The following is a 13921-nucleotide window of genomic DNA, read 5'->3' on the forward strand; positions in this document are numbered from 1 at the left end:
TTTATGATGGCTTAACACGTAATGATTTCAGATGTTTTGAAGATAAGTAATAATTGGAAACAGATCGGGTGAAAAATACGAAACATTTAGTTTATCGATACTGCCAGATTTAGCAGCGGCTGCAGTTTTAAGTAGAATAAATTGACAACAAACTGCCGCTCGCTCCTGCCACTGTGCCTATTAAAACTGCCGCTTGTTTATGTTTGGCAAATATTTTGCATTGTAATAATATCATTTACTTTGAAAGTAACATTATGGCAAAGTATTCAGAAAAAGCCGGTGAAAAGGTTGAGAAAACCATTCACGAAATGAAAGAAGGGAAGCTGAAAAGCGGCAGCGGTAAAAAAGTAACCAGTAAAAAGCAGGCAATAGCAATAGGGCTTTCCGAAGCACGGAAAGAAGGGGCCAAAGTACCCAAAAAGAAAGGCTGATAAATTGTGACCAGAAAAAATCGCCCCTTGTAGAAACTCAATACATGTGCTTCGACAGGGGCGAATTTGATATCTTATTTTTTTAACGTGAATGCGTCGATGATATCCATCAGCGTTACTGCTTCCTCAATTGGGCAGGGGTTTGGCCCTTCGCCTTTAAAGTAAGCCACTATTTTGGTTATAAAAGGCTGCTGGATATGTTCGGGGTGTGTAAACGTTATAGTTTCTTCTTCTGTATCAGTTTTCCAGGTTATGTAATTGCCAAAAAAGGGAAAAGTTATTTTTCCTTTTGTACCGATGATCTCGCAGGTATCGATCGTTTCGCTTTCGGCTACATTGAAGCACCAGGAGCCATTAACTACTACCTTGTTTTTAAACAGGATCTGCCCGCAAACGTGATCGTCGGCAGGTGTTGTGTTTGATTGGTTGAGCGAAAACCCATGGCACATTTTGGGCTCACCGAAATAATAAAGCATCAGATCAAGCTGATGAGGTGCAAGATCATGAAAATAACCGCCGCCTGATAGCTCGGGCAGTACACGCCAGTTGGTTTCCACATCGGCAATAAGGGCAGGTTTACGGCTTTGCCACATCCTGATCTGTACGGTTCGGATCTCGCCTATCAGTTCGGTATCAATCAACTCTTTAACCTTCAAAAACATCGGTAACGCCCGGCGATAATGAGCAACCGTAAGTTTTGAAGTGCCTGCCTTTACAGCTGCTGCCATAGCTTTTGCCTCGGCCGAATTGCGGGTTACCGGTTTTTCAACGTAAACATTGAGCCCCTTTTTTAAGGCTGCAATCGCGTAATCGAGGTGAGAAGCCGGAGGGGTAGCTATATAAACGGCGTTGAGCTCGGGATCGCCCAGCAGTTCATCGGCATCGCTGTACCATTTGCCTACGCCATGGCGGGCAGCATAATCGGCCGCCTTTTCTGCATCGCGGCGCATAACGGCCACAAGGTTACTTCCTGTTACTTTTTTAAATGCCGGTCCGCTTTTTTTTTCTGTTACGTTGCCGCAGCCTATAATACCCCAGTTTATTGTGCTCATATTAGCTTTTTTTCCGTGAAATCAGTCGTTCCCTCAGGGTCTCTCGCAGAGGGCCCTTAGGTATCCGCCATATTTTATAGTTGAATTAAATTCGAGTTAAAGTTGATCATAAGATAATTATCAGCATCAGGGTCCTCTGCGAGAGACCTTGATGGGGACAAGATAGGCACAGTTAAGGGGCCAAAATTTCCTCAACCCTCGCTAACTCTTCTGCCGAAAACTGCAGATTATCTAGCGCTTTTAGTGAATCAGATAATTGTTCCGGTCTGCTGGCGCCTATCAATACCGATGTTACGCGTTCATCTTTCAGGATCCAGGCCAGTGCCATTTGCGCCAGCGACTGACCGCGCTGTACGGCCAGGCTGTTCAGGTCCCTGATCTGGCTCAGGCGTTCATCAGTGATGTGGCTTTTTTGCAGAAAGCCGGTTGGCCTTGCCGCTCTTGAATCTTCGGGGATGCCATGCAGGTATTTATCAGTCAGCAAACCCTGGGCTAAGGGAGAAAAGGGGATGCAACCAACACCTTCATTACCTAAAACATTCAGTAAACCGCCTTCAACCCAGCGCTCAAACATGGAATACTTGGGCTGATGAATTAGACAAGGGGTGCCGAGATCTTTAAGTATCTTGATAGCTTTTGAAGCCAGTTCGGCGGGATAGTTGGAAATCCCAACATATAACGCTTTTCCCTGGCGAACGATAAGATCCAAGGCAGCCATCGTTTCTTCGAGCGGCGTGTTTGGATCAGGGCGATGGTGATAAAAGATATCTACGTACTCAAGTCCCATACGTTTAAGGCTTTGATCAAGGCTGGATACCAGGTATTTCTTTGACCCCCAGTCGCCATAAGGGCCCGGCCACATGGTATAGCCGGCCTTGCTTGATATGATGAGCTCGTTACGGTAATCGCGAAAATCCTCTCTCAGGATCTTTCCAAAGTTTTCCTCAGCCGAGCCCGGAGGCGGACCGTAGTTATTTGCCAAATCAAAGTGGGTGATCCCGCTGTCAAATGCGAGATGTAATATCTTGCGGTAATTATCGGCAACGTCAACGTGACCGAAATTGTGCCAAAGGCCCAGTGAAATAGCCGGAAGTTTGATGCCACTGTTGCCACAGCGACGGTATTGCATAGTTTGATACCTGTTGGCAGATGCGGTGTATGTCATATTTTAAGGTAGGGATTGGGGAAGTAAAAATAGATCAGAATTTACAGAATTTAAGAATTTACAGAATGTTTTTATTGTAAAAAAGATGACTCAATATTTGTAAAGTGTCTATAAAATTCTGAAAATCATAAAATTCTATAAATTCTGATTCAGACAACCTCTGCCACCACAAAAGTACTCCCGCCAACAAATACAAGATCATCGCTGCCTGCGTTTTTTTGTGCCGAGAGCAGCGCTTCTTTTACCGATGAATAAGCTTCACCAATTAAACCATGAGCTTCTGCCTGGGCTTTCATGACCTCCGCGTCAAGCCCTCGGGGGATATCAGGTTTGCAGAAGTAGTATGTAGCATCTTTCGGAAACATCGGTAATACCTTTCCGGTATCCTTGTCGTTCACCATCCCGATCACCATATGCAGGTGCTTGTATTTGACAGATTCGATGTTTTTCATTACTTCCTCAATCCCATCCGGATTATGCCCTGTATCGCAAATAGTAAGTGGATCATGGCTTAAAGTTTCCCAGCGACCATGTAAGCCGGTGAGGGTTTTTACCTGTTTGAGGGCTGTTTGAATATGATCATCAGAAATTATAAAAGCCTGTTCCCGTAGTTCATCAACGGCAGATAGTATAGTTTTTACATTTTTAAGCTGATAGGTTCCTGTTAAGTCAAGTCCGTAAGTCCGTAAGTCCGTAAGTCCGGGTGAGATTCTTTGTACAACAATATCAAGTAATCCTGCTTTTTTTTTCGGACTTTCGGACTTTCCGTCCTCCGGACTTGAAACAATCCACTCTTCAGATGCAAACCGGAGCTTACTATTAGTTTCGTTTGCTTTTTCAATAAAAACATCAGCAACTAATGTCTGTTTCTCTCCGATAACAACAGGAATGCCCGGTTTAATAATTCCTGCTTTTTCGCCGGCAATAAGCGGGAGGGTGTTACCCAGCATATTCATATGGTCCCAGCCTATGTTTGTAATTACTGAAAGGAGCGGGGTGATCACATTGGTTGAATCCAGCCTGCCACCTAAACCTACCTCAATTATGGCTATATCTACCTTTTCCTTTGCAAAAACATCAAAGGCCAGCGCTACGGTCATCTCAAAAAAGGAGGGAGCTATTTCATCAAAATCTGCCTTATGATCCTCAACAAAATCAATTACCGTTTGCTCGCTAATCATTTGCCCGTTAACGCGGATGCGCTCGCGGAAATCTTTAAGATGGGGAGAAGTATAAAGCCCTGTTTTATAACCAGCTGTTTGCAAAACAGCAGCCAGCATGTGCGATGTTGATCCTTTACCATTGGTGCCACCTACATGTACACTTTTAAATTTATGCTGAGGATTATCCAGTCGCCTGCAAAGTTCAAGCGTATTAGTAAGATCTTTTTTAAATGCCGAAGCCCCGTCACGCGTAAACATGGGGAGCTGAGTGTATAGGTATTGGAGGGTTTCGTTGTAGTTCATTTAGCAGTTTGCAGTTGCCTGTTTGCAGTAGGCAGTCGCCTATGCAAAGCTATCAATTTGGGTATGCTAACTGCAAACCTAAAAACTGCAAACTGAACTTAATTTACCTTAAATACAAAAACTACCGTTCCCTGCTGTTGATCAGGTGCGTTATCGAGCGGGTTTAATTTGGAATTGCGTACAGCATCCTCACATTTCTGAAGCAATGCATCATCGGATATGGTGGTACCGCGGGCACCGGCACGTGCATAAGTTACGTTACCATCTTTATCAACCCTGATGTCAACTACAATTTTACCGCTTTGACGGTTGGCATCAGTTACCGACGGACGGCTTACAAAGTTACGCTGTGCCATGTTCAGGCTACCGCCGTTGCCTGATCCTGTTCCGTTATAGTTATTGGTAAGCGTAGTACCTGTAGTTTTACCCTGGTTACCCGGAACTTTGCCTGTGCCATCGCCTTCACCGGTACCGGTTGAGGCTTTGCCTTTGTACAACGCGTTTTGGTTGACACTGGGTTTGGCCGGCGGTGTTTTCACGGGCGGGGTAGGAGCTACATTTTGACTTGGCTTTTTTGTTGGGGCTGCCACTTCAGGGGCGTCTTCGGTATTTTGCGTAACGACCGTTTTTTCGCTGCTTTCGGGCGTGGGCTTTTCTTCAGTAGGTTTGGCTTCGGTAACTTTATCTGGTTTGGTGTGGTTGGCTTTTTCGGCTACAGATGGTTCTTCCGTGCTCATATAGTCATCGCCCATACCTTCATCAACCGTACCATAGTTCACAAGGATACCGCCTGTTCCGTTCTCTTCAACCGGCGGATTTTTAAACACAATAAAATAACATGCCGCTATCAGCACAGTCATAATAATGCCTGTTGCTATAAATGCTTTCGGATAGTTATTTTCTTCCCTGTACTCCATTTTTGTTCAGTTTGCAGTTTGCTTAATTTGCAGTAAGCAGTTGCAGTTATTTTATATTATTGCAGCTGGCAAAGTTATTAAGTTTAGCATTAAGTATTAACTGCCTACTCAAAACTGCCAACTGCCTACTTTTATAAATAAGTGGCAGTTTGTTTATTGATCACAGTAAATTACTGCAATAAGCTCCTGCAAACTTTAAACTGCAACTGCCACTGTTATCCCTTAGGCTCTGTTGCCAAAACCAGTTTAATATTCAATTTTTGTGCCACGTCCATTACCTGTACTACATCCTGTATAGCTACTGTTTTATCAACATACAAAACTATGGTAAGTTCTGTAGCCAGGTTTTTATAGCCTGCCAGTGTGGTCTGCAGGGCATCTACCGGGATCTCTTTTTTATCAACGTAGTACTTAAGATCTTTGGTTACTGATACCGTTATCGTTTTTTTAGATACAGACTGCCCCGTTGATGATTTAGGCAGCACCAGCTTAATAACGTTAGGGTTGGTAACCGTTGAAGCTATGAGGAAAAACAGCAACAGAAAGAACATAATATCGTTCATTGCCGATGTATGTACCTCTGCCGATGCACCCCTGTGTCGTTTTCTTAAATTCATTTGCTCGGCTCCTCTAACAGGTCAATAAATTCAATAGCATCGGTTTCCAGTTTCAGGATCACCTTATCAACCATCATATTTAAAACATGGTAGCATACATAGGCAACGATACCAACAAATAAACCGGCGGCAGATGTTACCATTTTTACGTATAAACCGCCCGAAATTACACCCATGCTTATGTTATCTGTTTTTGAGATATCATAAAAGATCTTGATTACACCCGCAATGGTACCCAGGAACCCAAACATTGGCGCGATACCGGCTACAATACCTAAAATACCAATGTTTTTTTCCAGTTTGGATACTTCAAGCTTACCAACGTTCTCAATAGCACCTTCAATATCTTTTATAGGCCTGCCAATTCGCAATAAACCTTTTTGCAGCATGCGGCCAAGGGGGGTATTGTTGTTACGGCAAATAGCAATGGCCGATTCGAGGTTACCTGAGTGGATGCTTGACCGAACCTGTACCATCAGATTTGATTCGTCACGTGATGCTTTACGGATAGTAAAGTAACGTTCAAAAAATATTACCAGCCCCAGTACAGCTAAGATGCCTATCGGGATCATTACCCAGCCACCTTTGATCAGCAGGTCGCCAAAGCGAAGTTCTTCAGTTGGCAGGGCTGCAGTTGTTACGGCGTGGTTTGCGGTATCTGCCAGGTGCTTGGCGGTATCTGTAAGTTGCTGTATTAATAATAAAGTCATTTCGTGGAATCAGTAATTTGTTTTGAGTATGTGTCTTTAGTTATTTTTCCTTGTGATACGAGTTTTTTTCTCGCGGTTTCTGCTTCATCAGATGAGGAAAATCCCCCAATTATTATCTTGATACGCGGACCGGTTCCCGGGCCTTTCAATATTCGGGCATCAATGCCTTTTCTTTGGTAATCTTTAACCGCCTCTTTGCTTTTAGTTTCGGTTTTAAACGATCCTAAAAATATCGCGAACTCTGGCTTTGTTACGGTATCAGTTTTGGCTGCCGGTTTATTTAACGCTTCAACAGGTTTGGAAATTGCCTTAGCGGTATCAGCAACAGTAGGGATCGAGTCTTTTTTTATACTATCCGGTTTAACCGCAGGCACCGCTCGTGGCTTTTCAATCCGTGGTTCTTCGGTTGTGTCCTTGTCATTAAGGTGCAGCAATGCCGGGTTATATTTATAAACTCCAAATACCGCGGCAGCAAGTGCAACTATTACCAATGCTATAATGATCCATATGCTTCCACCACGCTTAATTTCCGGCTCATCATCAATGTATTCTGGCTGATCATTAACCGCAGTTGTTGTAACCGGCGGTGGGGTATAGGTTTGCTGCAAAGATATTGCAGTAGGTAAAGGCGGCGGCGGTGGGGGAGGTGGTACGTAATTCACCTTGTTAATTGCAACCGGTGTTAACCCGAAAAACAATGGGTCGCTGCCGGCTGCCTGTTCCTGCGGCCTGAAAGCAACTTTGCCTTCCTGCATATAAAACCAGCCTAATTGGGCAAAAGGTACTTCATGCAGCGCCAGTTCCTGCTTAAGGCTGTTAATGTATTTTTCGGTGAAATACTTGGATGATGCCAGCGAAATCTTTTTCTTTTCGGCAATATATTGCGTCAGGATCTCATCGTCTTTAGGCTGATGATCAAAATTTAACTTTTGACCGGGCGGATAAAAAGTTGCCTGCACCTCATCATAATAGCCATTTACACGCAGGCGCGAAAAGCAGCCCAGGCCGGGTACACTTACTTCAGTGTACCGGCCAAGTAGTTCGCTTAAATAATTGGCTATATCCATCCGGTAAAAATACAGTTAATTTTAAAACATCAAACAGGGCTTAAAACGAGTATCCTACGCCGCCAAAGATATTAAATCCGTAGTTAGGGTAATATAGCCAATTTTGGTATGAACTGCTCAGGATATTATTAGCCTGCGCAAATACCGAAAACTTCCTGTTGATCTTGTATTCTACGCTGCCGCTCAGGTCGCCAAAGCCATTTATTGACTGCTTTACCTGGTTATAACCAGGAGTGCCACCCGGTGTAGTGGTTGGTACTAATACCAATAACCTGTCATTAGTTGCACCGCGGATCAGTAACGAGCCGGTAACAGTCAATTTACTGTCGATATGTATTGCTGTACCTGCAGTTAATAAAAATTTAGGCAGGTTCCATGGTTCTTTTTCTGAAGCCAGCTGATAGTCTTTTATTTCAACGCGGCCAAAAATATTAAAGTCATCGGTTGCTTTGAAATCCAGCTCACCATTAAAGCCGTTTACGCGGGCTTTGCCATCATCATAAATAACGGTGAATTTGTTGCCTTCGGCTAAGAAATTGCTCACCATTAAAGGCATGTTTTTAATGCTATTGCGATATATGGCGGCTTTAAAGCTCAAACCGGGAGCCAGAGTGCCTTTTAAACCGGCACTGATATCCAGCTGATCAACCGAATTTTTGATGTTGATGTTTTGGCCGATGAAGGGGTTGGTCATGGCAAAATCGTGCAGTGAAGAACGGTTTACATCTCCTTTGGCTTCAACAAACAGGCGTACATATTTAGGCACTACCTGTACCTCAAGCTTTGCTGCCGGGAAAATGTAAAACTTGCCAAAGTCGCCAAACTCTTTCACAATGTTAACGCCTGCATCTATCTTATAGTTAGTGCCCTGAAATTTGATGTAAGGGTTAATCCTTGCAATGTTATTGCCAAGACTGTAAAGGCTGTCTTTCTGGCTGGCCAGGTCTAACGAGGCGCTTAAACCCGCATAAAACTGCTTAACAGTTTGGTTTAAAAAGCCTGAGATAACTACATTGTTTTCACGGGCCTGGTAAGCATTGCTGAAAGCATAACCTTTTAGTTTTACGGCATAGGTGAAATCGTTTTCAACATCTTTATAGTTTTTGGCCAGCTCAACCTCACCGCTTATGGTGTTGAAGTGTTGTTTGGTTGGCACAAAGCTGTTGTCGGGCGCATCCCCATTATAACCGTAAAAATAGGTGCCTAAACGGTTGTAGTTTATTCTGCCCGATATGTTATTATCGCCGATAATACTTTTACCAAATACGCCAACATCGTCACGGCTTTGAGTTTGTTTTTGTAACGAGCCCGACTGAGATAAATGTTTAACAAAACCACCAAATTGTAATGCCTGGTCGCGGCCATTGGCAAAGTACCCTTCGCCATAAATAGTTTTTAAGTTACCGAAGCCAACCTTTGCAAAGTTGTTGGTTAAAACCGAATCCTGCTCTGCCGGCCTTTTCATTGGGTCAAGCTGCCTGATCTCCGAATTTTGTTCCTGGCGTTTATCAAGCGGCGCATAGGTTAAAGGTGCTTTAAAAGGCACTTTATCTTCCAAATCGGGGTTACGACGGATCTTTACGGCGTCCGCCAGTACCGGTTTATAAGCCGTGGTTACTACAATTTCTTCGGATAAGCTACCACCGTTGGCAGAGGTGTTAGCATTGTTGCCGCCTCCTTTTTTTGTGGTATCCTGTACTGCTTTTGCAGCAGCATCACCTAAGCTTTTGCTGTCGGCAGTTTTTTTAGTTACAGGTTTGGGCGCAGCCTTTTTTGGAGCCGGTTTAGCGGCAGGCTTTTTAGTGGCAGTTTTTACTGTTGCTTTTTTGGTAGATTTCTTTGTTTGTGCCTGGGCAGGAACAAAGTATAATGCTATTAATAAGGTAAGCAGCGTATATGTGTATCTTGAGTTCATTGCTTGTCTTTTTTTATATTACTCTTTGTTACTGTTTGTTAGTGGTATCTGGCTGGGTTGTTTCCTTGGTACTTGCAGCAGGGGCTTTGGTTTTGCGGCCGCTCAGTTTATCCAGCTTTTCTTTAGCAGTAGGTAATATGTCGTCATCGGCTTTATAGTTATCAATGATACTTTGCAGGGTAGCTTTTGCCTGGAAGGTATCTTTTAAGCCTACGTAGGTATCGGACAATAAAATGTATGTTTTGGCTACCCAGTAATCATAGTTTGGCATTTCCTTGGCCAGGTCAAAACACATTTTTTGCGCCGTTTTGTAGCGGCCTTTTTCGTATTCAATAAAGGCAAGGTTGTAACGGGCTTCGGCTGCAGCAACGGTTTTAGTATTGGTTGCTGTATAGGTAAACTGTTTTATAGCAATGGCGGTGTCGCCGGTTGCCAGGTAAGCTTTACCCTCGTACAGGCCGGTTTTGAATTTATCTTCCTGCGATGTTTTATCGTTGGTTTTAACCAGTTCGGCGTACTTGATGGCATCGTCTGTCATTAACATTTCCGAGTAGCAATACATCAGGTTAGTGATGGCGAAGGTATAATCAGCTTTGTATTCGGCATTGGTCTCCAAACGTTTCAGGAACACTACCGCTTCATTATATTTCTTTTGCTGCATATATAGCTTAGCCATGCTGATCAGTGCTTTCTCGCTGTAGGCACTTGTCCAGTCGTTCAGGATCACGTTGTAATCAACAACAGCTTCCTCTGTACGGCCTAAGTTAGCCAGGCCTTGAGCTCGGATAAAGCGTGCCTGTTTTTCGTAGATCTGTTTGCTTGGGAACTTATCAAAATAAGCATTAACACCGCTTACTGTACCCTGCCAGTCGCCTTTGAGATAAAGGTTATTGGCGGCGGTGATCATGATGCTTTCCTGGTCGGATGTGGTATAGTTACCGATAGGAGTAGTACCTGCATAGTTGATGAATGTTTGCGCATCACCTTTATCAGTGTAGATCTTTTCGATCTGTTTTAAAGCTTGTTTAGCTTCATCGGTTGAGGAATAATCCTGCACCACTTTTTTAAATGATTCAACAGCAAGGTCATCATTGCCTGCATTGTAGTCGATCAAACCAATAGTAACCAGCGCACGCGGTATATAGCTGCTGCGCGGATATTTCTGGATCATGGCATTCAGATCGGTTTTAGCTTTATCACCATCCGTTTTCAGGAAGTAGGTATAAGCTATCTCAAATGATGCATCATCAGCATAATCAGAGTTAGGGAACTTGTTCAACACATCGTTCAGGGTACTGATCTTGGTATCTAACGATCCCTGTAAGCCCTGGATCATACCACGCTGAAACAAGGCGTAATCTTCGCCCTGGTTGTGCATGGCTATGATACGGTTGTAGTAGTTCATGGCGTTGCCATAGCTTTTCATAACGAAGTAGCTATCGGCCAGGCGGGTTATCGCATCGTTTTGAGTGTTTACGTCTTTTACATCGCCCTGTAAAAATTTCTCGAAGTAATTAGCGGCTTTTTTATACTGCTCGTCGCCAAAGGCTGCGTAAGCTAAAGCGTAATTTGCATAATTGGCTACATCGGTTTCTTTAGCCTCAGGCATGCTCAGGAATTTCTCGAAATTCTCTACTGATTCACCGTATTTACGAACCTCGAACATGGCTTCTGCCATCCAGTAGGTAGTTAAAGCTTCGGTTTTACTATCAACCGGATCTTTTAATGAGCGAAGGAAAATACCAATGGCATTCTCAAATGCGCGCTCATTATAAAACTCTAAACCACGATAATAAGTTACCTTTTGATAAGCTAAACGGGCACTTTGATTTTTGTTAGGGATTGGCTCTAATATCTCAACCGCTTCTTTATAGCTGCGCGAGTTCAATAACTCTTCGGCTAATAGCACCTTCACTTCATCAATACGTTTTGAACGCGGGTAGGTAGCTAAGTACAATCTTGTAGCACCTAAGGCCTGCAGGTTAAAGTCGAGCTCATATGATAACTTGGCGTACTCGTAAAGAGCATCCTCCTGCAATTGCTTATCGTAATCAAGTTTTGATGCATTAAGGAACGCGTTACGGGCGCTCTGTTTATTGTTCATTTTTAGGAACACATCGCCCAGCGTATAGTTACCGCTTTGGCTGTAAACATCGTGCTGTTCAACCAGTTTTTCCAGTTCGCTGGCAGCTTTGGCGTAGTTGCCTACTTTAAAATAGGTATAACCCATTTGGTAGCTGTCCTGCGTATTTTGGGTGCGGCCCTGGTCGCGGTCTTCAAAGCGACCGTAGTATTTAACCGCGTTGTCATAATCAGACTTGGCAAAGTATGATGCAGCAATGATGCGCAGCATTTCAGTTTCGTTTTGCTGATGGGTGCTGTTTACAATAGGCACAGCGTAATTGATCACATCATCGTAACGTTTATCTAAAAAGTAAACAGCCGAGATATAATAAGGATAGCTGTTTTCGTATTTTTTAGAGTTTTTAAGCTTTTCAAAGTTTACCAGAGCAAGGTGATAGTCCTTGTTTAGGTAAGCTATGTAGGCAAAGTAATAGGTAGCGTCCTCGGTAAACTCAGTGCGTTTATTTTTAACCTCACCAAAAAGCAATTGGGCGTTCTTGTAATCCTTTAATTCAAAGTAGGCATAGCCTTTACGGAATTTATATTCGGTATTGTCATGGCCGTTAAGCTCGCCTGCCTCAACTTTATTGAACCAGCGAATAGCATCTTCATATTTACCTTGTTTAAAATACGATTTACCTATCTGGAAAAAAGCCTGCTTGGTAAGCGGGTTTTCAGGGTGTTCTTTTATAAAGCGAAGGAACATGCTTTCGGCATCATCATTACCCAGATTAAGGGCGCAGAATGCTTCGTAATATTGGCAGTTTTCTTTGGTGAGCGATAGCTCAGTTTCAAACTGCGGCTGGGTACTTGTTTTAATTTTGTAAGCCTCAACCAAACGGAATTGTTCGGCCGCCGAAGCAAATTTCCCCTTGTCCATCAGGTCGATAGCCGCGTGATAGGTGCGGTAAATTTGAGTGGAAGGATTTTGCTGGGCTCGTGCAGCTGAGAATAAAAATACGGGAATGAGCAGGGTGATGTATCTTGTTTTGATCATAAAGCGCATACTAACGATAGTGCGAAAATAGCTAAACCAAAAAGAGGCTTTTCACATTAGAAATTAACAATTGTGGATAACACTTCTTTTAACGAAGGTAATACTTAAGATTATATCCGTGTGGAAAACTTTAAAATTGTTGAGTATTACCGGGGCTTCGGCGGAGGGTGCTCAAAGGTAATGATTAAGCGTGCAATGGTACAATTTATTTGTATTTTGAACGCTATTATAACCTGGGGGCAATGTTCCCTGTCTTTTATTTTTATCAGTTATGAGTATTGTTTTTAACAGGGCGGAACTGTGGTTACCGGTGATTTTGTACATGCTTGTGTTTTGTCCGTTAAATTCTAATGCACAAAAAACAACTGCCGAAATTGTTTTAACAAACAAACAGTTAACTGAAAAAGCAAGCGAGTTTTACATAGCCAATGTTGTTGATGAGCGGCCCGACCGAAGTGCCATAGCCTGGCTATTGCCTGCCCCCGATAATTTGGATGCTGTGAAATATAAAGCTGATTTACAAGGCGGAGTAGCGGTTGCGGTAAAAAAAATTGCCGATTATGCGATCCCCGTCAATAAAACGCTGCGACCGGTAGGTATCCGCATAAAAAAACTAAAACTTACTGAAACAGCTATGACGGATGGCAGGGTAGAAGGCCTACTTGAAGTACACTTATGGTTTGAATTGAAAAAGGATGATGGTAACGTTCATTTGATTGACTACCCCGCGTCCACAACGTACTACCGCAGCGCAACGCAGCTATATGATACCGGGGTGCTGATAAGCCGTGCGCTTACGGCCGGCCTTGATTTTTTTAATAAATGGATAAACCGTGAAGCGGATATCAATATTAAACTGGCTAAAGGAGTAAAACTAATTTTCACCGATTATTCGGAACAACCCGAAGGCGACACCATCTACTATTCGGCAAAGCGGCCCTTAAGCTGGAATGACTTTCAGGATAAAGCCCGCGGCGGGAAATACATTGCCGAGGTGCTGCCTGGTTTCGGCTACACCGAAAAGGTAGATGTCGTAAAATCGGTAATTGTTGTAAGGATAAGTATGCGGGTGTTTTTGCCTAAAAGTGCAGCCTGGGTAAAACCGGAGGAACGTAACACTTACGCGCTCAACCACGAGCAACGACATTTCGATATTGTAGCGATAGTAGCCCGGCATTTTAAGCAGGCACTTATGGCCATGAAACTACCGGTCGACAATTATGATGGCTATATTAATGTACAATACCTCGACTCGTACCGCGAAATGAACCAACTGCAGGAGCAATATGATAATGAAACCAATCATGGCACGAACCAATACTATCAGCGGGAATGGAATATGAAGGTAGATGGGTTGTTGTTGAGAGATTAGAGGCTCCACCCGTCATTGCACGAAGCAATCGCGAACTTTACAAGGCGATTTGCTTGGCCGCCCTACACCTCCACGTCATTGCGAGGTA

The 13921-nt window shown here is 43.4% G+C and carries 11 protein-coding genes; 2 read left to right on the forward strand and 9 right to left on the reverse strand.

Going from position 1 to position 13921, the window contains the following annotated elements:
* The first annotated feature begins 254 nt into the window (after positions 1-254).
* Entirely contained in the window at positions 255-431 is a 177-nt protein-coding gene (locus tag AC1DUD_RS29435; protein WP_477381238.1) for a DUF6496 domain-containing protein, read from the forward strand.
* A 74-nt stretch (positions 432-505) separates the two neighbouring features.
* Here AC1DUD_RS29435 and AC1DUD_RS29440 read toward each other — a convergent pair whose 3' ends face one another.
* From AC1DUD_RS29440 to AC1DUD_RS29480, 9 genes are all read right to left on the reverse strand, one after another.
* Entirely contained in the window at positions 506-1483 is a 978-nt protein-coding gene (locus AC1DUD_RS29440) for a Gfo/Idh/MocA family protein (protein ID WP_477381240.1), read from the reverse strand.
* Positions 1484-1655: 172 nt separating this feature from the next.
* Complete coding sequence (gene mgrA, locus AC1DUD_RS29445; protein ID WP_477381242.1) at positions 1656-2648, reverse strand: L-glyceraldehyde 3-phosphate reductase; 993 nt, start codon at positions 2646-2648, stop codon at positions 1656-1658.
* A 149-nt stretch (positions 2649-2797) separates the two neighbouring features.
* Positions 2798-4114: a bifunctional folylpolyglutamate synthase/dihydrofolate synthase gene (locus AC1DUD_RS29450; RefSeq protein WP_477381244.1), complete on the reverse strand. Its 1317-nt coding sequence runs from the start codon at positions 4112-4114 to the stop codon at positions 2798-2800.
* Positions 4115-4212: 98 nt separating this feature from the next.
* Entirely contained in the window at positions 4213-5031 is an 819-nt protein-coding gene (locus AC1DUD_RS29455; protein ID WP_477381246.1) for an energy transducer TonB family protein, read from the reverse strand.
* A gap of 215 nt (positions 5032-5246) precedes the next feature.
* Entirely contained in the window at positions 5247-5648 is a 402-nt protein-coding gene (locus AC1DUD_RS29460) for an ExbD/TolR family protein (RefSeq protein ID WP_091219820.1), read from the reverse strand.
* On the reverse strand, positions 5645-6358 hold the full coding sequence (locus AC1DUD_RS29465) for a MotA/TolQ/ExbB proton channel family protein (RefSeq protein ID WP_121228312.1): 714 nt from the start codon (positions 6356-6358) through the stop codon (positions 5645-5647). The genes AC1DUD_RS29460 and AC1DUD_RS29465 overlap by 4 nt, the downstream gene beginning before the upstream one ends.
* Positions 6355-7425: an HU domain-containing protein gene (locus AC1DUD_RS29470; RefSeq protein ID WP_477381249.1), complete on the reverse strand. Its 1071-nt coding sequence runs from the start codon at positions 7423-7425 to the stop codon at positions 6355-6357. Before AC1DUD_RS29470 ends, AC1DUD_RS29465 begins: the two co-directional genes overlap by 4 nt.
* Before the next feature lie 40 nt (positions 7426-7465).
* Positions 7466-9340 (reverse strand): hypothetical protein, encoded by a 1875-nt coding sequence (locus AC1DUD_RS29475; protein WP_477381251.1) that lies wholly within the window; start codon positions 9338-9340, stop codon positions 7466-7468.
* Between the two features lie 28 nt (positions 9341-9368).
* A complete protein-coding gene (locus AC1DUD_RS29480) occupies positions 9369-12461 on the reverse strand; it encodes a tetratricopeptide repeat protein (RefSeq protein WP_477381253.1) in 3093 nt (1030 codons plus the stop codon).
* A 271-nt stretch (positions 12462-12732) separates the two neighbouring features.
* On the opposite strand from AC1DUD_RS29480, the gene AC1DUD_RS29485 reads away from it, so the two are divergent.
* Positions 12733-13833: a DUF922 domain-containing protein gene (locus AC1DUD_RS29485; RefSeq protein WP_477381255.1), complete on the forward strand. Its 1101-nt coding sequence runs from the start codon at positions 12733-12735 to the stop codon at positions 13831-13833.
* The last annotated feature ends 88 nt before the right edge of the window (positions 13834-13921 follow it).

The organism is Mucilaginibacter sp. P4_A11 (assembly GCF_056402535.1).

Coding starts and splice junctions, on each gene's coding strand:
- AC1DUD_RS29465 (WP_121228312.1), bottom strand. CDS start 6,358: ATGACTTTATTATTAATACAGCAACTTACAGATACCGCCAAGCACCTG.
- AC1DUD_RS29440 (WP_477381240.1), bottom strand. CDS start 1,483: ATGAGCACAATAAACTGGGGTATTATAGGCTGCGGCAACGTAACAGAA.
- AC1DUD_RS29460 (WP_091219820.1), bottom strand. CDS start 5,648: ATGAATTTAAGAAAACGACACAGGGGTGCATCGGCAGAGGTACATACA.
- AC1DUD_RS29470 (WP_477381249.1), bottom strand. CDS start 7,425: ATGGATATAGCCAATTATTTAAGCGAACTACTTGGCCGGTACACTGAA.
- AC1DUD_RS29480 (WP_477381253.1), bottom strand. CDS start 12,461: ATGATCAAAACAAGATACATCACCCTGCTCATTCCCGTATTTTTATTC.
- AC1DUD_RS29455 (WP_477381246.1), bottom strand. CDS start 5,031: ATGGAGTACAGGGAAGAAAATAACTATCCGAAAGCATTTATAGCAACA.
- AC1DUD_RS29435 (WP_477381238.1), top strand. CDS start 255: ATGGCAAAGTATTCAGAAAAAGCCGGTGAAAAGGTTGAGAAAACCATT.
- mgrA (WP_477381242.1), bottom strand. CDS start 2,648: ATGACATACACCGCATCTGCCAACAGGTATCAAACTATGCAATACCGT.
- AC1DUD_RS29485 (WP_477381255.1), top strand. CDS start 12,733: ATGAGTATTGTTTTTAACAGGGCGGAACTGTGGTTACCGGTGATTTTG.
- AC1DUD_RS29450 (WP_477381244.1), bottom strand. CDS start 4,114: ATGAACTACAACGAAACCCTCCAATACCTATACACTCAGCTCCCCATG.
- AC1DUD_RS29475 (WP_477381251.1), bottom strand. CDS start 9,340: ATGAACTCAAGATACACATATACGCTGCTTACCTTATTAATAGCATTA.